Source organism: Bradyrhizobium elkanii USDA 76 (genome assembly GCF_023278185.1).
Taxonomy (GTDB): domain Bacteria; phylum Pseudomonadota; class Alphaproteobacteria; order Rhizobiales; family Xanthobacteraceae; genus Bradyrhizobium; species Bradyrhizobium elkanii.
Genome location: NZ_CP066356.1, coordinates 3,439,177 through 3,460,900 on the forward strand (window position 1 = coordinate 3,439,177; position 21,724 = coordinate 3,460,900).

The window sequence follows — 21,724 nt, forward strand, 5'->3', positions numbered from 1 at the left end:
ATGTGCGGCATCGCAGGCATCGTCAATCTGCGCGACGCTCCGGTGGAGCCGGCCGACATCTCGCGGCTCACCAATTTGATCGCGCATCGCGGTCCGTTCGGCGAGGGCACCTGGTTCAATGCCAAGCGAAACGTCGCTTTCGGCCATCGCCGGCTCGCGATCATCGATCCCGGCGAGGGCGGCTATCAGCCGATGGTGTCAGGCGATAGCCGCCATGTGATTGTCTACAATGGCGAGATCTACAACTTCCTCGAATTACGTCGCGAGCTCGAGGCAAAGGGCGCGGTCTTCCGCAGCCAGTCCGATACCGAAGTGATCCTTGCCGCCTGGCAGGCATGGGGCGAGGACATGCTGCTGCGTTTCAACGGCATGTGGGCGCTGGCGATCTACGACACCGCCACGGATGATTTGTTCCTGGCGCGCGATCGCTTCGGCATCAAGCCGATGCTGTATGCGTTGTCATCCGAGCGGTTCGTGTTCGCGTCCGAACAGCGGGCGCTGGCGCGGAGCGGGCTGGTTGAGACGTCACTCGATATCGACGTGGCGCGGCGGCTGTTGCTTGACCCGTTCGGGATCGAAGGCAGCGAGCGGACTCTGTTCGCGCAACTGCGCCGCCTGCAGGGCGGCCACTGCATGTGGCTGCGCAAGGGGCGTGTGCAGGTGCGCCGCTGGTGGCGGACCGTGGATCACCTGCCGGCGATTCCGGATACCGAGGTCGAACGCGTCGAGCGCTTTCGCGAACTGTTTCAGGATTCCGTCGCGCTGCGGATGCGCAGCGATGTTCCGATCGGGACCTGCCTGTCCGGCGGCTTTGATTCGTCCGCGGTGATCTGCGCCATGGCGACCCATGAGAAGGCCGGCATGGGACCGCGTGGCTCGACGGCCTGGCGACACGCCTTTGTCGCGACGTTTCCCGGCGCCAGCAACGACGAGCGGCCGATGGCGGAGGAAGCGGCCGCGTGGGCCGATGTGGCACCGAGCTTTCTCGAGATCGGGCGCTCCGACGCGCTCACCGACCTTGACCGCATTCTCGACGATAATGACGACGTCTATATCGGGCTGCCGAGCGCGCCGTGGTTGATCTATCGCGAGCTTCGGCGCCAGAACGTTACCGTGTCACTCGACGGCCACGGGGCAGACGAATTGATGGGCGCCTACCTGCAGGAGGGGCAGTTGGCTGCATTCCGGATTCGGAACGCAGCAGCCGCGCTCACTTCACGATCGCAGCTGGCGCAGCGCGGCATCGACTTCCTGCGGGCGCAGATGATCAGGCGCGAGGGGCACTACTTTCTGCGCGGAGGCGTTGCGGCCGCGCCTGCGCCGCTGCCGCTGGTCGCCGAGGATGATGAATTGCCTGATACATGGGGCGCGTTGAACCGGCGCCTCTACCGCATGTTCCATTCGACTACGCTGCCGACCATCCTGCGCAATTTCGACCGGCTCTCGATGGCGCACGGGATCGAGGTCCGCATGCCGTTCATGGACTGGCGGCTGGTCACCTACACGATGGCGCTGCCGGAAACGAGCAAGTCGGCGGATGGCCTGACCAAGGTGGTGGCGCGGCAGGCGATGGCGAACCTGATGCCCGAAAGCATCCGCACCGCGCGCCGCAAGGTAGGCTTCAACTCGCCGATGCCGGAATGGTTGAACGGGCCATTGGCGGGCTGGACGGCAGAGCTGCTCGATCGGAATGTTCCGGCATTCGCCCAGTTCGTCGACGAAGCGCCCCTTCGAAGGGCGGTCGGCCGCTTGACGGCGTCGCAGAGCTGGGATTGGAAGAGTGTCGGCCGGATCTGGCCTTATTTGAACATGAAATGGATGTTGGCAAGGTCGTAAGATGTTCAGGCGTGCTGTGACAGATGCGATTGATGGTGTCCTTGGTTGGCGCAGCCGGTTCTCAGGGGCGGTGCGCGTCGGACGCGGATCGACGATCGCATGGCGCCGCATCAGACGCGCGGCCGGTAATGACCTGTCGGTGGGGGAAGGCTCGATTGTTCACGCCGACATTAACTTCGAGGAAACCGGAGGCAGGATTCAAATCGGCAGCCGGACGTTCATCGGGCGAAGCAATCTCGTTTGCTACCGAAGCCTCACTATTGGTGACGACGTCATCATGTCATGGGGAATCACGATCGTAGATCACGATTCGCACAGCATCGATTGGATGGACCGCCGCAACGATGTCCGGGAATGGGCGGCTCGTCGAAAAAACTGGGATAAGATTGCGAATGCGCCAGTCGTGATATCTGATCGAGCCTGGATCGGGTTCAATGTGAGCATCCTGAAAGGGGTTTCGATAGGGACGGGCGCAGTCATTGGAGCGTGTTCGGTTGTCACTCGTGACATTCCGCCCTATTCGTTGGCCGTCGGCAATCCGGCGAGAGTCATTCGACTGCTCGGTCAACCTTCAGACGAAAATCGCGAGCCTTAATCGTCATGCGTCTCTTTCAGAACAATGGTCTCTCGCGCGGCTTTCGCGCCCACCGTCACGAGACGCCCTATCGGAATTTCGCTGCCGGGCGAGCGCAGTTTCTCGATACGCGGTTCACGGCATCGCATATCCTCCTGCCGGTGCTCACCGACAACCCGGACGCCTTCTACACGAATGGAGACGACGAGCGCCTCCAGTTGCTGTGGGCGAAGGAGAATAATCTCCGTACGGACGATCTGGAACAAATTCTGCTGGCTCAAATCGAGCAGCATCGCACCGAGGTGTTCTACAATCTCGATCCGATACGCTATTCCAGCAAGTTCGTTGCGAAGCTGCCGGGATGTGTGAAAAAGTCCATCGCCTGGAGGGCTGCCCCCTCCGGAAACGCGGATTTGACTGAATACGACCTCGTCGTATGCAACTTTGCATCGATCCTCGAGAATTGGCGACAAAAGGGGTGCAGTGTTGCATCCTTCTTTCCAGCGCATGATCCGGTGATGGACGGCTACGCCGGTGCTCGCGCGGAGGAGCTTGATGTTATTTTCATTGGTGGATACACGCGCCATCATGTCAATCGCAGCCAAGCGATGCGAGCTGCGGCGTCGGCGGCCGGAGTCCGCGCGCGCTTTTATCTTGAGGATTCGCGCCTCACGCGGCTGGCGAATGCTCTCGCTCCGTTACCAGTGCTTCGTTCGTACCGCCACCCAGAGGATATTCGTTTGATCCGCGCCGATCCGGTGTACGGGCGAGATGCCTATGCCGCGATGGCAAAGAGCCGCATGGTGTTCAACGGCGCGATCGACATGGCCGGCGAGGACCGCGGCAATATGAGATGCTTCGAAACGACTGGATGCGGTTCGGTTCTATTGACGGATGCGGGACGCTATCCGGAGGGTTTCGTTCATGGCGAAACCATGCTGGTATACTCGTCGCCTGAGCAAATACCGGAGTTGATCGGCAAGCTGATGAAAGAAGAGAAGCTTGCAAAATTGATCGCCCAAGCGGGGCATGCAATGGTGAAGGAGCGCTATAACAAAGCGCTGCAGTGGACCAAGTTCCAAGAGTTGATTTGACCGATCTGAGAAAGTCAAAGTGTTTGCATGTCGGGTGAGAAAGCATTCGCGACCTGGGAGGAGGCCGTAGTTTGGCTGCGCAATCAGCCGGACCAGCGCCAGCTTGTGCTCGATGCGTTCTACGACGATCCGCTGGTTGGCGCCGCCGAGCGCTATTTCCAAAGCTCCGAATGGCAGGCGATTACTGAGTTGCTGGCCGGGCGGTGCGGTACCGCACTCGACGTGGGAGCCGGTCGCGGCATTGCGAGTTATGCGCTCGCCCGAACCGGCTTTGTCGTGAGAGCGCTCGAGCCGGATCCCAGCGCGATCGTGGGAGCGGCGGCGATCCGCAACCTGGTACGGCAGACGCAACTGCCGATCCGGGTGGTCGAAGAGTTTTGCGAGCGGCTGCCGTTCGCCGACGCAGCGTTCGATCTTGTCTTCGCCCGCGCCGTGCTGCACCACACGCGCGATCTCGAGGGAGCATGCCGGGAGATGTTTCGGGTGCTGCGGCCCGGTGGCATGCTGATCGCGGCGCGCGAGCATGTCATCAGCAAGGAGCCGGACCTTCCCCAGTTCCTCGCGCAGCATCCGTTGCATCATCTTTACGGAGGAGAGCATGCCTTCCTGCTCGATCGCTACACCGGCGCCCTGACCGCCGCAGGCTTTTCCGCGATCGACACGCTGGCGCCGCTGCAAAGCCCGATCAACCTGTTTCCCTATACGCTGGAGACCCTGAAATCGGCGATCGTGACCAGGTTGACGCAAAAGGTTCCGGTCGCTCCACTGTGGCGAACCGCGTTTGCGTCACGTCTTGTGTTTGGCTCGCTGCTGTCGATGGCCGAACGTTTCGACAATCGACCGGGCCGGCTCTACTCCTTTGTCTGTCACAAGGCCTGAGCGATGATCGTCTGGGTCACAGGCGCGAATGGGTTCATCGGCCGCCATCTCGTGCATCAGCTGGCGGGAGCGGGCCATGCGGTGCACGGCGTCGGGCACGGCGCCCTCGATGCAGTGGAAACCCGGCGGCTTGGTTTGCAGAGCTGGATCAACGGTGAAATCGACGCGGCCAATCTCAACGCGCTCGCGGCCGCCCACGGGCTGCCGGCGCAGATCTTTCATCTGGCTGGCGGATCGTCGGTCGGCATCTCGATCGCGCGGCCGTTCGAGGACTATTCGCGCACCGTGGCGAGCACCGCGCGGCTGCTCGAATGGCTGCGCGGATCTGCGCCGAACTGCGCCGTGATCGCGGCGTCAAGTGCGGCCGTCTATGGAGCCGACCATGTCGGCCCGATCGCTGAAAGCGCGATCGCAACTCCGATGTCGCCCTATGGGCAGCACAAGTTGATGATGGAGCAATTGTGCAGGAGCTACGCGCAATCGTTTGGCATCCGCTGCACGATCGTGCGGCTGTTCTCGGTCTATGGACCCAATTTGCGCAAGCAACTGCTCTGGGATATCTGCTCGCGGCTGGCGGCCAAGGAGCAGGTGCTCACGCTTGGCGGGACGGGCAACGAAATCCGCGATTGGACCGACGTGCGCGATGTCGCAAGGCTGCTCGCAAGCGTCGCAGCACCGTCGTCGCAAGCGGCCCTCCGGGTCATCAACGGCGGGTCGGGCCGCGGGACCAGCGTTGCCGATATTGCCGCCGGTCTCAGCCGGCAGTGGGGCGGCAACACCGTTGTGCGACACTCGGGCGTAAGCCGGCCCGGCGATCCGCTGTGCCTGTTGGCCGACGATGCCGTGCTGCGCCGGATCGGATTCGATTGGCGCATTCCGCTCGATCAGGGCCTTGCCGATTACGTGACCTGGTTCAAGGAGCAGGCTTCGTGACGCCCCGCCCACTGCGAATCGCGTTTAGTCATATTTCACGTCGGCTATGGGCCGGCGGATACAACTATCAAGGTAATCTGTTCGCAGCGCTCGACCAATTTCGGCCTGGTGAATTCATTCCGGTTCTCTTTGCCGGGATGCAAGCTGATGAGAATGAACTTGCCGACCTCGCGGCGATATCAAATGTCGAGATTGTGAGATCAAACGCATTCGACGGACAACCTGGCCTAACGGCAGCGCTTGCGCTCGGCTTAGACAAGGGTGCTGCAACGGCATTTCGGATAGCTCGGATCGATCTGGTCGTTGAATCGGCGCGTTTTTTCGGTTGGCGGCTGCCGTTCCCGACAATAGCTTGGATTCCCGATCTGCAGCATCGCACTTTGCCTCATCTGTTTCCGAGGGCCGCACGCTGGCGTCGCGAGTTTGGGTTCCGCATGCAGATCGCATCGGGTCGAACCATCATGCTAAGTAGCGAAAGCGCTCTGCTTGACTTCAAGACCTATTATCCACGTGTCAAAAACCGCGTCGCCGTTGTCCGCTTTGCGGTCCGGCCGCCAACTGCCTTCCTGAGCACGAATCCATCCGAAGTCGTCGAAGCATATGGTCTGCCGGCGAACTACCTCTATCTTCCCAATCAGTTCTATCGCCACAAAAACCACCAACTCGTTGTTGAGGCCTTGACGATCTTGAAGCGTCGCGGTGTCGACGTGGTCATTTGTGCATCCGGCAGTCCAGAGGATCGGCGTGAGCCGGGGTACTACAATCTCATTAATTCGGAGATTGGTAAGCGCGGCCTTGGTGCCCACTTCCGCCATGTCGGTGTTATCCCTCTATCCCACGTCTACGCGCTCTTACGGGCGTCGACTGCATTGCTTAATCCGTCACGCTTCGAGGGTTGGAGCACAACTGTTGAGGAGGCCAAATCGTTTGGCGTTCCGATGGTCCTATCCGATATCGCCGTGCACCGAGAACAGACCGAGGGTAGTGCGCGGTATTTCGGCGTGGATGATCCGGTAGCACTGGCAGACCATATTGCGCAGATCTCCCGCGAAGCTCGCGGGCTGGTTAATCGTGATATCGTTCCGCATCACGATGACGCCGTCGGCGCGTTTGCTGCAAGCTTTGCGTTCACAGTACATCAGGCCCTGAAACAGAATGCCGGGCGGTTGCAAATGAGCCGTTCTGGATCGTAGGCGTTACATACCAAAGCAAAAACAGCAAAATCGCTCCGTGTGTAAGCAATACGGTCGTAAACGGTACATTGAGAAGCAATTGAACTAAGACAGCTCCGGATACAAGGACGAGACGGCGCGGGAGATGGGCCGATGCCCGGTTTGCCAGTGCGATCACCAGTCCGCAAACGAAGGCCGTGATGGGAGCGAATGGTGCTCCGACAGACGCAATGCCTTCCGTTGCAAATAGGGACGCATTGAAGTTTCCACCGGTAGGAAAAGCGTTATAGATGACGACTGAAATCTGCTCGTGGTAGGGACACGGCATTAGTGGCTTGAGCGCGCTAATTTGGCAGAAGTGCGTTAGATCGTGTCTGAAGAAAAAGTCGTTATAGTAGTCCATTGCGAGTGACGGAATTGCGACCATGCGAAAGTTTACCAGCGCGAAATAAGATCTCGCTGCCTCGAGCGAGACCCAGTTGTACTTGGCTAGCGCATAGAAGAGGATTCCAGCCACGAGAGGTCCGAGCAGCGAGACGATGACTGCGATCCTTAACTCAAGGAGCTTTGAAAAGAGCAGCATTGCGATGAGCCAGGCAGACGTCAGGAGAGATACTTTACTGAGCGTAATCGGGTAAAAAGCGAGAAGGAGTAGGAGCGCTAATGTCGCTCGCCAAAATTTCCTTAGCTCTATGCAGCAAGCAAAGGAGAACGGCAAAAGTGCTCCGCTCGTGATGCCGATCATGTAATTCAATAACTTCGGCATATTCAATGCGTTGCGATAGTCATAAATTTGCTCCATCGAGACGATCTTGAAATTGTACTTTGCCCCGATCGATATCACCCCTATGCCAAGTACTAGGATTGTGCTGATGAGTCGGTCGGTGGCCCAAGGTGAGAGAGTGTACCGTTGAGGCAAAGGAGTTTTGATGAACAGTGCAGGCGCGATGAATGCGAGCGCCGACACGGCGGCGGAAAAGCCGCTCAAGAGATGATTGTACGTGAATGCAGAGAATTGATTGAGCCAGAGATAGCCTGCGATCATGATGAAGAAATAGAAGCCTACGAAATAGCCGAAGCTGAACTCTGCATAGGCAAACAAAATTCCGATTATTGTAAACGTTACCACGATGGCGCTTGCCCGTGGAAAGTCGTCCAGCTGAAATCGAATATGATACTCTGGGTAAATTTGTGCGGCGCATGCAAGTGATGCACATGTTGCTGCAGCACAAAGGAAAGTGAGGGCCGCTAGGCGGCAGCGTTCAAGCGTTGGTTGACCAATCCCGCGCAAGTCGTGTCTCCATAGTTGCGCCCTAGTAGCGACAGGCCACCGGCGTCGAGCCCCTAGGCGCGGGCAACGGACAGTCGTTTTCAGCGGCCGGCATATCGCAATCCATCTATCTCGTCCTACTTATGAGAACCAGATGCGAACGCCGTTTTATCGTATTTCAGACGGGTAAGTTGTCGAATTCGTCGTGCGGCTCATCGGTTGGGTTCAGTGCCGACCGCAATACACAGTCGAGCCAAAGCAGCTGGAAAGCTTTACATCGCAATGAGGATAGGAGGCTTCGGAGCGAGTTGTCGAGACACCGGGAACTTCGCAGACGCAGCCGCTTTCTCAGAGGGCGAGTAATCTTGCGGTCGTTTAGCTATTTACCCACTCGGGCAACCTCAACACGCGGGCGAAGCTCGGCCCTCTCGCCCAATTATAGCGTTGGTTGTCTTATTGCGGTGCTCCTGCTCTGAAGAGCGAGTGCAGGTGCTCCTGCTCTGAAGAGCGAGTGCAGATGACGCCTTGCGTAGACCGAAGCTTTTCGAGTAATGGACGATATCGAGCAACCGGCAACGTCTCCCCTGCTGCTCGCCGGGTGCGAACAGGGCCTATACATGATAAGATTCGGCCTGCTTGGGTGTGGGCGCATTGCCAAGCGCCATTCTGACCTTTTAGGAGGCAATCATATTGCAGGAGCGTGCTTGGTTGCGGTATGCGACCGAGTTCGCGTGCGGGCTGATGTGATCGCCGAGAGGTTCGGCGTTGCGGCCTACTCGGACATGGATAACTTTCTTGCTCGCAAGGATATCGATGCCGTCGCCGTGCTGACGCCGAGCGGGCTGCATCCCGCGCATGTGATCGCCTGCGCCAAGGCCGGCAAGCACATCGTGGTTGAGAAGCCAATGGCGCTACGGCTGCAGGACGCCGACGACATGATCCGGGCCTGCGACCAGGCCGGCGTCAAAATGTTCATCGTCAAGCAGAACCGCTTCAACGTGCCGGTGGTCAAGGCGCGCGAGGCGCTCGATGCCGGCCGCTTCGGCAAGCTGATCCTGGGGACGGTCCGGGTGCGCTGGTGCCGCGACCAGGCCTATTACGACCAGGACGATTGGCGCGGCACCTGGGCCTATGACGGCGGCGTGCTGACCAATCAGGCAAGCCACCATGTCGACATGCTGGAGTGGTTCTTCGGCGAAGTGGTGAGCGTGCATGCGCGCGCGGCAACAGCGCTGGCCAAAATCGAAACCGAGGATACGGCCGTCGCGACGCTGAAGTTCCGCAACGGCGCGCTCGGGATCATCGAGGCGACCACCGCGACGCGCCCGACCGATCTTGAGGGCTCGCTCTCGATCCTGGGCGAAAAGGGCACGGTCGAGATTTCGGGCTTCGCGGTCAACCAGATCCGGCACTGGCGCTTTGTCGACGAGCTGCCGTCGGACAAGGACGTCGTGGAGAAGTTCTCGGTCAACCCGCCCAACGTCTACGGCTTCGGCCATCAGGCCTATTATCACCATGTAGTCGATTGTCTGGTGAACCAGCGCGCCGCGCTGGTCGATGGACTCGAGGGCCGCAAGAGCCTGGAGCTGATCTCCGCCCTCTACGAGTCGATCGAGACCGGCGAGGAGGTCGCACTGCGCTTCACGCCACGGCTGAGCCGGCTGGGCGTCGTTTCGTGAACCGGCCGGAGGTGCATCAGGCCAGCGTGCGCGATGTCGCGTTCGGCGAACGCGTCAAGATCGTCGAGCCCTGCAACCTCTATGGCTGCAAGCTCGGCGACGACTGCTTCGTCGGCCCCTTCACCGAAATCCAGAAGGGCGTGATCGTCGGGGCGCGCACCCGCGTGCAGTCGCATGCCTTCGTCTGCGAACTCGTCACCATCGGCGAGGATTGTTTCGTCGGCCACGGTGTGATGTTCGTCAACGACACGTTCTCCACCGGCGGCCCGGCGCGTGGACGCAAGGAGCTGTGGCGCGAGACGGTGATCGGCAACCGGGTGTCGATCGGCTCCAACGCGACGATCATGCCGGTCAGGATCGTCGACGACGTCGTCATCGGCGCCGGATCGGTGGTGACCAAGGACATCACGATATCAGGCACCTATGCCGGCAATCCGGCGCGCCGGCTGCTGACGAGCCAATAGGGCAATAGGGGAATATCGATGGCGGTGCCGTATGCCGACCTGCAACTGCAATACCAGTCCATCAAGGGCGAGATCGACGCTGCGATCGCCGGCGTGATCCGCGACAACGCCTTCATTCGCGGCAGCTATGTCGACGCCTTCGAGCGCGAATTTGCAGCGGCGGCCGAGGTCGCTCATTGCGTGTCCTGCGCCAACGGCACCGACGCGCTTTACCTCGCCATGCGGGCGCTGAAGGTGAAGCCGGGCGACGAGGTGATCACGACGGCGCATTCCTGGATCTCGACCGCGGCGATGATCACCCATTCCGGTGCCACCGTCGTATTCTGCGACACCGACGAGGCCACGTTCACGATCGATCCGGCGGCGATCGAGGCCGCGATCACGCCGCGCACGGTCGGCATCATCCCGGTGCATCTCTACGGCCAGCCCGCGGATATGGACGCGATCATGGCGATCGCGCAGAAGCACAAGCTGTGGGTGATCGAGGATTGCGCCCAGGCCCACCTCGCGCGCTACAAGGGCCGCATGGTCGGTACCTTCGGCGCGGCCGCGACCTATTCATTCTATCCCGGCAAGAATCTCGGCGCGATGGGCGATGCCGGCGCGGTCGTCACCAACGACGCGGCCCTCGCCGAGCAGATGGCCATGCTGGCGCGCCATGGTGGACTGGTGAAGCACCAGCACCACATCGAAGGCATCAACAGCCGGCTCGACGGCATGCAGGCGGCGATCCTCTCCGCCAAGCTGCCGCATCTTGCCGCCTGGACCGAGGCCCGGCAGGCCGCGGCCGAGGTCTATGATGGCGGCCTCAACCAGATCGAGGATGTCGTGGTGCCCGAGGTCGCGCCGGCACGCAGCCACGTCTATCACCTCTACACGATCAGGCATCCGCGCCGCGACGCGCTCGCCGCCCATCTCAACGCCAACGGCGTGCAGACCGCCATCAACTATCCCACCGCGCTGCCGTTCCTGCCGGCTTATGCTCGGTTCGAGCATCGGCCGGAGCAGTTCCCCAACGCGCATCGCGATCAGGGCCGGATTCTCTCGCTGCCGATGTTCGCCGAGATCACGCGCCAGCAGCAGGACGAGGTGATCGAGCTGATCCGGAAGTTCTGATCGCGATCGCGACCACGCGCCTGACGCTGTGGTCTTCAGCTCCCGAGCAGCAGGGGCCTCAGGAACTTTTCCAGATTGGATCCCGAGAACAGGTAGCCCTTCAGCCCGGCCGCACGTGCCGCCTCGAGATCCGTCGGCTGATCGCCGACCAGAAAGCTGCGTTCGACGTCGACCGGAAAGCGTTCCAGCAGATCATTGATCATGCCCGGCGCCGGTTTGCGGCGGTGGCTGACCTGCCGATATCGTTCAACCGTCCCTTCAGGATGGAACGGGCAGTATTCAAAGGCGTCGATATGCGCGCCGATCCTGCCGAGCTCATCGGCCATCCAGTCGTGAAGCCGCCGCACGTGTGTCTCCTCGTAGAGACCCCTTGCGACGCCCGACTGGTTGGTCACGACGAACGCAAAATACCCCATGTCGTTGACAGCCTTGACCGCCTCGCGCGCGCCGTTGATCCAGACCAGCCTGTGGCTTTCGAACAGGTAACCGATGTCCTGGTTCAGGACGCCGTCCCGATCGAAGAACACGGCCGGCCTTCGCGGCTGATCTCCGGAAGCGCTGCTCATGAGGTGATGATCCGTCCGTCTCCACGAGGCATGAGCTAGCTCAATAGTTCACAACGCCGCGCGCGACAAATGTTGACCGATCATGCCCCGTGTGGTCTCGACGGTTATCGCTCGTCCGCAATCACCTTGCCGTCGTTCGGCAGCGAGCCGGTGCCGACGAGTTCGACGGTGCCCCCCAGCTTGGTGACTGCACGCAGCGTCGCTGCAACCTCGCTCAACAGGGCATCCGGCGCCGAGGCACATTCGGCTCTCAGCGTCATCACGTCGGCCTCGCCGGCGCGCGTGACGACAAGGCGCATCCGTCCAAGCTCGGGATGGCGCTTGCCGATCTCCGCGATCTGCTCGGGGCGAACGAACATCCCCTTCACTTTGGTGGTCTGGTCGGCGCGGCCCATCCAGCCCTTGATGCGCATGTTGGTGCGCCCGCACCGGCTCGCGCCGGGCAGGGCGGCGGTCAGGTCGCCGAGCGCGAGGCGAATCCAGGGATGGTGCGGATCGAGCGAGGTCACCACGATCTCGCCGACGTCACCCGCCGCGACGGGATCGCCGGTGCCGGGTTTGACGATCTCCAGGATCAGGTCCTCGTTGACCGTCATCCCCTCGCGCGCCGCCGTCTCGAACGCGATCAGGCCGAGATCGGCGGTGCCGAAGGCCTGATAGGCCTCGACGCCGCGCGACTTCATCTCCTCCTGCAGCGATTTCGGAAATGCCGCGCCTGAGACCAGCGCGCGCTTGATCGAGGATACGTCGCGGCCGGCGGTAGCGGCGGCGTCGAGCAGGATCTTCAGGAAGTCCGGGGTGCCGCTATAGCCGACCGGGCGATAGGCCTCGATCAGTTCGAATTGCTGCTCGGTATTGCCGGGGCCCGCCGGGATCACCGCACAGCCGAGCGCCCGCGCGGAAGCATCGAAGATGAAGCCGCCGGGGGTGAGGTGATAGCTGAAGGTGTTCAGCACCACATCCCCCTCGCGAAAGCCTGCCGCAAACAGCGCCCGGGCGCCGCGCCAGGGGTCCGCCTGGCGGCCCTCGGGCTCGAAGATCGGTCCGGGCGAGGTGAACAGCCGGGCGAACGAGCCGGGCTTGTCGGCCACGAAGCCGCCGAACGGCGGGGCGGCCTTGTGCAGGGCCGGCAGTTCCGACTTGCGCAGCACCGGCAGCCCGGCCAGCGCCTCCCGGCTGGTGATGGAGCCGGGATCGGCGCCCCTCAGCAAATTGGCATAGGCCGGCGCCGCCATCGCCTTGCGCAGCACCTCGGGCAGCCGGGCGAACAACGCGGCCTCGCGCTCGGCCGGATCGCGCGTTTCAAGGGCGTCGTAATGGTCGGTCATGGCAGGTCCTTGAGAGGATGTGCGCGGGTTGCGTGCCGGTCCGCCCGTGCTATCAGACGGTGACGGCTGACATTGGGACGGTTCCAGGGAGCACGATGGCTGAGGCAGAGAGCGTTGCGGCGGACGAGGCCGCCGACGTCGTCGCGAGGCTGAAGCGCCGCATCATTGGCGAGGCCCTGCCGCTGTGGTCGACCGCGGGCTGGGACAGCACCGCCGGCGGCTTTGTCGACCGGCTGCACCAGGACGGGACAGCCGATCACGCCGCCCCGCGCCGGATCATGGTGCAGGCGCGCCAGATCTATTGCTACGCCAAGGCGGCCCAGCTCGGCTGGTATCCGGAAGGACGTGCGATCGCGCTGAAGGGGCTGGACTACCTGCTGGCCAAGGCCAGGGCGCCGGACGGCCGGCCTGGCTTCGTCCACAGCCTGACCGCAGAGGGCGGCGTGCACGATCCGCTGCGCGACACCTACGGCCATGCCTTCGTGCTGCTCGCGCTCGCGACCGTCTACGGCCTCGACCAGGACGCCCAGATCCGCGCCGAGATCGACGCGCTGCTGTCGTTCCTCGACACCCAGCTGCGCTCGCCCCATGGCGGCTTCCACGAAGGCCTGCCGCCCTCGATGCCGCGCCGGCAGAACCCGCAGATGCACCTGTTCGAGGCGATGATCGCCTGCTTCGATGCGACCCACGATTTGTCGTTCCAGAACCGCGCTGGCGATTTCTTCGCGCTGTTCCTGGCCAGCCTCTACGACAAGCAGACGCGAACCCTCGGCGAGTATTTCGAGGAGGACTGGTCGAAGATCCCGCCGGTCAGCGTCGAGCCCGGCCACCTCGCGGAATGGGTCTGGCTGCTGAAGGGATTTGAGCGCATCACCGGCTGCCCGACCGGGCGCCCGCGTGGCGAGTTGCTGGCATCGGCGCTGCGCTATCGCGACGCGGCCACCGGCTGCCTGGTCGACGAGGGCGACGCCGAGGGCAACATCCGCCGCCACACCCGGCGGCTGTGGCCGCAGAGCGAGCTGGCGAAGGCCTGGATCGCGCAGGCCGAGTCGGGCGAAGCCGGCGCGGCGGACGAGGCGCGCGCTGCGCTGGTGCTGCTCGAGCGGCATTATCTCAGCCATCCCGTGACCGGCGGCTGGTACGATCAGTTCGACCGCGACGGCAATTCGCTGGTCGCCACGATCCCGGCGTCGTCGTTCTATCATGTGCTTTGCGCGGTCACTGAAGCCGAGCAGGTGCTCGGATAGAACCGCCTTCCTGGTCTGACGCGTTTTCTGCACACGCAACTCCGCCTGAAAACGCTCACTATCCTCACAGCCAGCGCTTGCGCCGCTTGAAGCTCTTCAGGTTCTTGAAGCTCTTGCGCTGATCGCCGGCGCCGCCGAGGTAGAATTCCTTGACGTCCTCGTTGTCGCGCAGCTCGTCGGCGGAGCCGTCGAGCACGACCTTGCCCTGTTCCATGATGTAGCCGTGGCTCGCGACCGACAGCGCGGCGCGCGCATTCTGCTCGACCAGGAGGATCGTGACGCCGAGGTCGCGATTGATCTCCTTGATGATCGCGAACACTTCCTTGACGAGCAGCGGCGACAGCCCCATCGACGGCTCGTCCATCAGGATCATCTTGGGGCGCGCCATCAGCGCGCGGCCGATCGCGAGCATCTGCTGCTCGCCGCCGGAGAGATAGCCGGCGAGGCCGGTGCGCTCCTTCAGGCGCGGGAAATATTTGAACACCATGTCGATGTCATCGGAGACCTCGCCGTCGCGCCGGGTGAAGGCGCCGAGCCGCAGGTTCTCCAGCGACGTCATGTCGGCGACGATGCGGCGGCCTTCCATCACCTGGAAGATGCCGCGGCGGACGATCTTGTCCGGATCGATGCCGTTGATGCGCTGGCCCTCGAACAGGATCTCGCCGCGGGTGACCTCGCCGTCCTCGGTCTTGAGCAGGCCGGAGATCGCCTTCAGCGTGGTCGACTTGCCGGCGCCGTTGGCACCGAGCAGCGCGACGATTGCGCCCTTCGGCACCTCGAGGCTGAGGCCGCGCAGCACCAGGATGACGTCGTCATAGACGACCTCGATGTTGTTGATGCTGAGCAGTGGCGGCGGCGGGACGGCCGTCGGCCCCGGGCGGGTGGCTTCGAGGGTTTCGTTCATGGTCTCGATCACTCTCCACTGTCGTCACCCGCGTTTCGTGCGCAACTGCGCACTCGAGCGGGTGACCCAGGATTCCAGAGGCGCCGGCGATCAATCGAGAGGCCGCAGCGTACTGGATCCCCCGCTTTCGCGGGGGATGACGATTGTTGTCGACGCTGCGCTGGGTGGCAGCCCCACGACCTCACCAGCCAAACCATTCGGGTTTGCGCGGCAGGTCGACGGTCTTCACCTTCTCGAGCTTGATCGTGCCCTTGCCCATCAGGTCGTTGATGTCGCCGTCGGTCGCGCCCGAGATCTTCGAGCGATACAGGTCGACCTTCGTGGTCGGGCGGTGATCCTTTTCGGTCCAGGTCGAGGGATTGCAGACGCCGTCCATGCCGGCCGGCACCCAATCCTTCTTCTGGTAGAAGCCCTTGGCGACGTTCTCGCCGGTGGCGCCGCCGTTCTTGGCAGCCCAGTCGAGCGCTTCCTTCAGATAGAGCGCGCTGCAGACCGCGGCGATGTAGTGCACCGGCCGATAGACCTTGCCGGACGGGTCGGACATCTTGGAGATTTCCATCACCGTCTTCATGCCGGGCGCGTTGCCGCCCCAGCTCACCGCCGTGCGGAGCGGGAAGATCACGCCGTCGGCTGCATCGCCGGCGGTCTTCGCCGCGTTCTCGTCCATGCCCCAGACATTGCCGAGGAACTGGACGTCGACGCCGGCGGTCTTGCAGGCCTTCAGCACCGAGATGTTCGAGGCCGCCGTGTTGCCGAGATAGGCATAATTCGCGCCGGAGCTTTTCAGGCTGAGACACTGCGCCGAGTAGTCGCCGGGGGACAGCGCGAACACCAGCGGCGGCAGCACCTCGAAGCCGAGCTCGGTCGCCAGCGCCTCACCGGCCGCCTTCGGCGCGTTCGGATACGGATGGTTGGCGCCCATGTGGACGAATTTCGGCTTGCCGGGCTTACCCTTGGCCTTCCAGTCTTCGGCGGCCCAGGTCAGCATCGCGCGCATCGAGTCCGAATAGCTCGGACCGTAGAAGAAATTGTACGGCGCGGGCTTGGCCTTGCCGCTGGTGCCTTCCGGATCGGTCAGCGCGGCGGCGTAGGAGCCGGAGATGTCCGGGATCTTGTCCTGCGCCAGGAAGCCGGTGAGGGCCTCGGTATCCGCCGTGCCCCAGCCCATGATCGCCGCGACCTTGCCGTCGGGCGCCGACCATTTCTTGTACAGCGCGATGGCGCGCGGCACCTGGTAGCCATAGTCGTTGCTGTCGACATTGAGTTGCTTGCCGCCGATACCGCCGTTCTTGTTGACCCAGGCGAAGGTGTCCGCGACGCCCTGGCCATAGGGGGTGCCGACGTCGGACGTGCCGCCCGAGAGGTCCTGCAGATGGCCGATGGCGATCTGCGCCTGCGCAGTGGCGGCCGCGCTGCCGATCAGCAGCGCAAGGGAGACCGAGCTCAAAAGGGATCTAATCGTCATTTTTTCTTTCCTCCTGCTTATTCGTTGAACCGAATTTTGAGTTGCGTTCCGTGCCTTGCGTCAATGCGAGAACGGGTAGAGCTTCCAGTAGGCCTTGATCTGCCGCCAGCGATGCGCGAGGCCGTCGGGCTCGAACATCAAGAAGCCGATGATGATCAGGCCGATCGCGATCTCGCGCAGGAAGGTGATGTTGTTGTTGAGCTGCAGCGCCTTGTCGATGGCACCGCCCTTCAGCCAGGCGCTCAGCCATTCCATCGATTCCGGCAGCAGCACCACGAAGGCCGTGCCCATCAGCGTGCCCATCACCGAGCCGGTGCCGCCGATGATGACCATGGCGAGGAACAGCACCGAGCGCTCGATGCCAAAGCCTTCCTGCGAGACCACGAGCTGATAGTGCGCGTAGAGCGCGCCGGCGATGCCGGCAAAGAAGGCGGCAAGCCCGAACGACAGCGTGCGGTACTTGGTGAGGTTGATGCCCATGATCTCGGCTGACAGATAGTGATCGCGGATCGCGACCAGCGCGCGGCCGTCGCGGGTGCGCATCAGATTGGTGACCAGGAGATAACTGATCACCATGTAGGCGAGCACGACGTAGAAATACTGCCGGTCGCCGCGCAGGGTGTAGCCGAAGATCGAGAACGGGTTGGCGCTGGCCGGCACCGAGCCGCCCGAGAACCATTCGGCGCGCGAGAAGAAGTCGAGCAAGATGTACTGCGCCGCCAGCGTCGCGATCACGAGATAGAGCCCCTTCAGCCGCGCCGCCGGCACGCCGAAGATCAGGCCGACCAGCGCCGTGACGACGCCGGCGAGCGGGATGGCGAAGAACACCGGGATCGGCGCGTTGTTGGAGATGTAGGCCGAGGTGAACGCGCCGAATAGGAAGAACGCGGCGTGGCCGATCGAGATCTGGCCGGTGAAGCCGACCAGGACGTTGAGGCCGAGGGCCGCGATCGCGAAGATGCCGACCTGGATCGCGATCGAGAGCAGGTAGTTGGACAGCAGCATCGGCGCGCAGCAGGCCAGCACGATGCCGAGGATCGCGAAATTGCGGCTGGTTGCGGTCGGGAAAATCGTGGTGTCGGCCGCGTAGCTGGTGCGGAAATCGCCCGAGGGGATGAGTGTGCTTGTCGCCATTGATCAGACCCGCTCAATATCCTTGGTGCCGAACAGGCCGTACGGCTTGATCATCAGGATGATGATCAAGACGTAGAACGGCGCGATCTCGTAGAGATTGCCCCAGTGCAGGTACTGGCTGTCGACATACTGGGCGACGTTTTCCAATAGCCCGATGATGATGCCGCCGAGCACGGCGCCGCCGACCGAGTCGAGTCCGCCCAGGATCGCCGCCGGAAACACCTTGATGCCGTAGGCGGAGAGGCCGGACGACACGCCGTTGACCACGGCGACCACGACACCGGCGACCGCCGAGACGGTGGCCGAGATCGCCCACGCCATCGCGAACACGTTCTTGACGGAAATGCCGAGCGACTGCGCGACCTGCTGGTTGAAGGCGGTGGCGCGCATCGCAAGGCCATACTTGGAGGCGCGGAAGAACCAGGCCATGCCGACCATCATGGCGAGCGAGACCACGAGGCTCATGACATAGACGGTCTGGATCTGCAGCCCGAACAGGCTGATCGACTGGCTCTGAAACACGCGCGGGAACGGCTGCGGGTTGACGCCGAAGATCCACTTCAGCGCGGCCTGGAACACCGTCGACAGGCCGATCGTCACCATGATCACGGAGATGATCGGCTCGCCGATCATCGGACGCAGGATCACGACCTGGATCGCGATGCCGAAGATGAACATGAAGACCAGCGTGATCGGCATGCCGACCCAGAACGGCACCTGATATTTCGTCAGCAGCGCCCAGCACACCCAGGCGCCGACCAGCAGCAATTCGCCCTGCGCGAAGTTCACGACCTGCGTCGCCTTGTAGATCAGCACGAACGACATCGCGACCACGCCGTAAAGCGTGCCGACCACGAGGCCGTTGACGATCAGCTGGATCAGGAACTGGGTGTTCATGGGGTGCGGTCGCTCCGAACTGCGGCGCCAGCACCCTCTCCCCTTGTGGGAGAGGGTGGCTTCGCAAAGCTAAGCCGGGTGAGGGGTTGTCTCCGCATCGGGATCGTGGAGAGGGTACCCCTCACCCAAGCGAGTTCGTGTCGACTGGCGGTGTAGCCCTCTCCCACAAGGGGAGAGGACACATTCATGAGCACCGCGCCCTGGTCGCGCAACACAGTCATTCCGCGGCCTCCGCGAGCACGGCGCGGCCGAGGTCGACGACCTCGAGCGTGGTGCGGACGCGCTGGGTCGAGCCGTCCTGGAAGCGGATCACGGTGTCGACGGGGATGCTGGCCTTGCCGCGGTAGATCGCATCGATGATGTCGGCGTATTTCTCGTTGATGACGCCGCGGCGGACTTTTCGGGTCCGGGTCAGCTCGCCGTCATCGGCATCGAGCTCCTTGTAGAGCAGCAGGAAGCGCGAGATGCGCTGCGCAGGCGGGAGGGTGGCGTTGACCGTCTCGACCTCTTTCTTGAGCAGCGCATAGACCTCGGGCCGCGAGGACAGGTCGGTGTAGGTCGTGAACGAGATCCGGTTCTTCTCCGCCCATTTCGAGATGATCGAGTAGCGGATGCAGATCATCGCGGCGAGCGCGTCGCGGCCGGCGCCGAGCACGACCGCTTCGGCGACATAGGGCGAGAACTTCAGCTTGTTCTCGATATATTGCGGCGAGAAGCGCTCGCCGCGCGAGGTCTCGGCGAGATCCTTGATGCGGTCGATCACGACAAGCTGCCGGCTATCGTTGTAGTAGCCGGCATCGCCTGAATGCATCCAGCCGTCCTTGATGTCGGCGACCGAGGCTTCGGGGTTCTTGTAATAGCCGTGGAACATGTTGGGATGCCGCACCACGATCTCGCCGACGCCGTTGACGTCGGCATTGTCGATGCGGATCTCGATGTCGTCGGCCATCGGCACGCCGGTGGTGTCGGGATCGACCTTGCCTTCGGGATGCAGCGTATAGGCGCCGAGCAGCTCGGTCTGGCCGTACAGCGTGCGCAGCGGCACGCCCATCACCTGGAAGAACTTGAAGGTATCCGGCCCGAGCGCCGCGCCGCCGGTCGCCGCCGAGCGCAGCCGCGTGAAGCCGAGCCGGTCGCGCAGCGCGCGGAACAGCAGCTGGTCGGCGAAAACAGAGCGCTTGCCCTCGGCAAGCGCCGCCAGCCCGGTCTTCATGCCGAGGTCGTAGAGCCGTTGCTTGAACGGCGAGGCGTCCATCACCCCGGCGCGGACGTCGGCCGCGATCGATTCCCAGACCCGCGGCGCGAACAGCACGAAGGTCGGCGCGATCTCGCGGAAGTCGTGCATCATGGTGTCGGGCTCTTCGACGAAGTTGACCTTCATCCGGGAGAGCAGCCCTTTGCCCAGCGCGTAGATCTGTTCCATGATCCAGGGCAGCGGCAGCACCGAAACATATTCGTCGTCCGGCCCCTTCGGATCGAAGGCGAGATAGGTCGCGCAGTGCCGCAGCACGCGCCCGGCCGACAGCATCGCGAGCTTCGGATTGGCTGTCGTGCCCGAGGTGGTGCAGAGGATCGCGACGTCCTCGCCATCAGTGGCGTCGACCAGCCGTTCGTAGAGCCCAGGCTCGCGCGCGGCGCGATCGCGGCCCAGCGCAACGAGCTTGCTCGCCTCCATCAATCGCGGATCGTCGTATTTGCGCATGCCGCGCGGGTCGGAATAGACGATGTGCTTGAGGTGGGGCACGCGATCGGCCAGGCCGAGCAGCTTGTCGACCTGTTCCTCGTCCTCGGCGAAGACCAGCTTGGCCTCGCCATAGGTCAGGAGATAGGCAGCTTCCTCGTCCAACACGTCCCGGTAGAGGCCGAGGCTCATCGCGCCAATCGCGTGGGCCGCGATTTCGGCGGCGACCCAGTCCGGCCGGTTGTCGCCGATGATGCCGATTACGTCGCCGCCGCCAAGCCCGAGCTCGACCATGCCGAGCGCGAAATCATGGGTGCGGGTCTGGTAGTCGTTCCAGGTGAATTCGCGCCACAGCCCGAAATCCTTCTCGCGCAGCGCGATCTCTTGGCCGTGTTCCTTCGCGTTCAGGCGCAGCATCTTGGGAAAGGTGTCGGCCTGCGCGGCGCGACCGGCATAGTCCATCATGCCGCACTCTCCCGCACCGCCGGCTTGTCGTCGGGGTCGACCAGCACTTCGTCTTCCTCGCCGAGATAGGCGCGCTTGACATGGGGATCGGCGAGCACGGTGGCCGGATCGCCCTCGGCGATCTTGCGGCCGAAATCGAGCACCATGACGCGGTGGGAGATGTCCATCACGACGCCCATGTCGTGCTCGATCATCATCACCGTCATGCCGAACTCTTCGTTGAGATCAACGATGTAGCGCGCCATGTCTTCCTTCTCTTCGAAGTTCATGCCGGCCATCGGCTCGTCGAGCAGGATCAGTTGCGGCTCGAGCGCCATCGCGCGGGCGAGCTCGACGCGCTTGCGCAAGCCGTAGGGCAGGGTGCCGGCGGTCGCCTTGCGCACCGATTGCAGATCGAGGAAGTCGATGATCTCCTCGACCTTGCGGCGGTGCTCCAGCTCCTCGCGGCGCGCGCCGGTCAGCCAGTACAGCGATCCCGTGATGAAGTTGTTCTTCAGGAGGTGATGGCGGCCGACCATGATGTTGTCGAGCACGCTCATGTGGTGGAACAGCGCGAGATTCTGGAAGGTCCGGCCGATGCCGAGCCGGGGCCGCGCGTTCGGGTTGAGGCCGGTAATGTCCTGGCCGCGATAGAACAGCTGGCCTTCGGTCGGCCTGTAGCGGCCGGAGATACAGTTGACGATCGAGGTTTTGCCGGCGCCGTTCGGGCCGATGATGGAGAACAGCTCGCCCTCGTTGACGCCGAAGCTCACTTCGGTCAGCGCGCGGACGCCGCCAAAGCGCAATGAGACTCCGCGCACCTCGAGACTATTAGCCACCCTGTTCCCTCCAGATACGGGCGCTTAGGCGCGCTCTTTATCTTCGCTTCGATCTTGCTTCGATCTTACACTTCGATCTTACATGGGCCGCCGAAGGGAGACCATCCGACTAATGATGCCGGCGTTCGGGAGATCGCTCGCCCCGATCGCCTGCGTCATGCGCGGTAACGCCGCACCCTGCCTGCAAGCCCGTCTCTCGCGT

19 protein-coding genes are annotated in these 21,724 nt (G+C 62.8%); 10 read left to right on the forward strand and 9 right to left on the reverse strand.

The window, feature by feature from the left end:
• From asnB to JEY66_RS16475, 6 genes are read left to right on the forward strand one after another with little or no spacing between them, the layout of a single operon-like run.
• Complete coding sequence (asnB, locus tag JEY66_RS16450; RefSeq protein WP_018272682.1) at positions 1-1,836, forward strand: asparagine synthase (glutamine-hydrolyzing); 1,836 nt, start codon at positions 1-3, stop codon at positions 1,834-1,836.
• 1 nt (position 1,837) lies between these two features.
• On the forward strand, positions 1,838-2,431 hold the full coding sequence (locus JEY66_RS45125) for an acyltransferase (RefSeq protein ID WP_018272681.1): 594 nt from the start codon (positions 1,838-1,840) through the stop codon (positions 2,429-2,431).
• Positions 2,432-2,436: 5 nt separating this feature from the next.
• Entirely contained in the window at positions 2,437-3,504 is a 1,068-nt protein-coding gene (locus JEY66_RS16460) for a glycosyltransferase family protein (protein WP_018272680.1), read from the forward strand.
• A gap of 27 nt (positions 3,505-3,531) precedes the next feature.
• Complete coding sequence (locus JEY66_RS16465) at positions 3,532-4,383, forward strand: class I SAM-dependent methyltransferase (protein WP_018272679.1); 852 nt, start codon at positions 3,532-3,534, stop codon at positions 4,381-4,383.
• A gap of 3 nt (positions 4,384-4,386) precedes the next feature.
• Positions 4,387-5,316, forward strand: coding sequence for an NAD-dependent epimerase/dehydratase family protein (locus tag JEY66_RS16470; RefSeq protein WP_018272678.1), 930 nt, complete (start codon positions 4,387-4,389; stop codon positions 5,314-5,316).
• The gene (locus JEY66_RS16475; RefSeq protein ID WP_080650392.1) at positions 5,313-6,509 is read left to right on the forward strand and encodes a glycosyltransferase family 4 protein; all 1,197 of its coding nucleotides are present in this window, start codon (positions 5,313-5,315) and stop codon (positions 6,507-6,509) included. The genes JEY66_RS16470 and JEY66_RS16475 overlap by 4 nt, the downstream gene beginning before the upstream one ends.
• Here the strand turns inward: JEY66_RS16475 and JEY66_RS16480 are convergent.
• Positions 6,445-7,779 carry a hypothetical protein gene (locus JEY66_RS16480; protein ID WP_141382101.1) on the reverse strand — a complete coding sequence of 445 codons (1,335 nt, stop codon included), beginning with the start codon at positions 7,777-7,779 and terminating at the stop codon, positions 6,445-6,447. The genes JEY66_RS16475 and JEY66_RS16480 overlap by 65 nt on opposite strands.
• A gap of 596 nt (positions 7,780-8,375) precedes the next feature.
• On the opposite strand from JEY66_RS16480, the gene JEY66_RS16485 reads away from it, so the two are divergent.
• Genes JEY66_RS16485 through JEY66_RS16495 form a run of 3 tightly spaced genes read left to right on the forward strand, consistent with a single transcriptional unit; the run spans position 8,376 to position 11,017 of the window.
• Positions 8,376-9,437, forward strand: a complete 1,062-nt coding sequence (locus tag JEY66_RS16485; protein ID WP_026193040.1) for a Gfo/Idh/MocA family protein — start codon at positions 8,376-8,378, stop codon at positions 9,435-9,437.
• Positions 9,434-9,901, forward strand: coding sequence for an acyltransferase (locus tag JEY66_RS16490; RefSeq protein ID WP_018272672.1), 468 nt, complete (start codon positions 9,434-9,436; stop codon positions 9,899-9,901). The genes JEY66_RS16485 and JEY66_RS16490 overlap by 4 nt, the downstream gene beginning before the upstream one ends.
• A gap of 18 nt (positions 9,902-9,919) precedes the next feature.
• Positions 9,920-11,017 (forward strand): DegT/DnrJ/EryC1/StrS family aminotransferase, encoded by a 1,098-nt coding sequence (locus JEY66_RS16495; RefSeq protein ID WP_018272671.1) that lies wholly within the window; start codon positions 9,920-9,922, stop codon positions 11,015-11,017.
• A 35-nt stretch (positions 11,018-11,052) separates the two neighbouring features.
• Here the strand turns inward: JEY66_RS16495 and JEY66_RS16500 are convergent, their stop codons facing one another.
• Both JEY66_RS16500 and JEY66_RS16505 read right to left on the reverse strand, forming a co-directional pair.
• Positions 11,053-11,583: an HAD family hydrolase gene (locus JEY66_RS16500; protein ID WP_018272670.1), complete on the reverse strand. Its 531-nt coding sequence runs from the start codon at positions 11,581-11,583 to the stop codon at positions 11,053-11,055.
• Positions 11,584-11,687: 104 nt separating this feature from the next.
• Positions 11,688-12,911 carry a phenylacetate--CoA ligase family protein gene (locus JEY66_RS16505; protein ID WP_018272669.1) on the reverse strand — a complete coding sequence of 408 codons (1,224 nt, stop codon included), beginning with the start codon at positions 12,909-12,911 and terminating at the stop codon, positions 11,688-11,690.
• A 95-nt stretch (positions 12,912-13,006) separates the two neighbouring features.
• On the opposite strand from JEY66_RS16505, the gene JEY66_RS16510 reads away from it, so the two are divergent.
• On the forward strand, positions 13,007-14,158 hold the full coding sequence (locus tag JEY66_RS16510; protein ID WP_018272668.1) for an AGE family epimerase/isomerase: 1,152 nt from the start codon (positions 13,007-13,009) through the stop codon (positions 14,156-14,158).
• Between the two features lie 64 nt (positions 14,159-14,222).
• Here the strand turns inward: JEY66_RS16510 and JEY66_RS16515 are convergent, their stop codons facing one another.
• The 6 genes from JEY66_RS16515 to JEY66_RS16540 form a co-directional block, all read right to left on the reverse strand.
• Positions 14,223-15,062, reverse strand: coding sequence for an ABC transporter ATP-binding protein (locus JEY66_RS16515; protein ID WP_018272667.1), 840 nt, complete (start codon positions 15,060-15,062; stop codon positions 14,223-14,225).
• A gap of 181 nt (positions 15,063-15,243) precedes the next feature.
• A complete protein-coding gene (locus tag JEY66_RS16520) occupies positions 15,244-16,527 on the reverse strand; it encodes an ABC transporter substrate-binding protein (protein ID WP_026193039.1) in 1,284 nt (427 codons plus the stop codon).
• A gap of 60 nt (positions 16,528-16,587) precedes the next feature.
• Entirely contained in the window at positions 16,588-17,661 is a 1,074-nt protein-coding gene (locus JEY66_RS16525; protein WP_018272665.1) for a branched-chain amino acid ABC transporter permease, read from the reverse strand.
• A gap of 3 nt (positions 17,662-17,664) precedes the next feature.
• The gene (locus JEY66_RS16530) at positions 17,665-18,558 is read right to left on the reverse strand and encodes a branched-chain amino acid ABC transporter permease (RefSeq protein ID WP_018272664.1); all 894 of its coding nucleotides are present in this window, start codon (positions 18,556-18,558) and stop codon (positions 17,665-17,667) included.
• Between the two features lie 217 nt (positions 18,559-18,775).
• Positions 18,776-20,704 (reverse strand): long-chain fatty acid--CoA ligase, encoded by a 1,929-nt coding sequence (locus JEY66_RS16535; RefSeq protein WP_026193038.1) that lies wholly within the window; start codon positions 20,702-20,704, stop codon positions 18,776-18,778.
• On the reverse strand, positions 20,701-21,522 hold the full coding sequence (locus JEY66_RS16540) for an ABC transporter ATP-binding protein (RefSeq protein WP_016847995.1): 822 nt from the start codon (positions 21,520-21,522) through the stop codon (positions 20,701-20,703). The genes JEY66_RS16535 and JEY66_RS16540 overlap by 4 nt, the downstream gene beginning before the upstream one ends.
• Positions 21,523-21,724 lie beyond the last annotated feature (202 nt).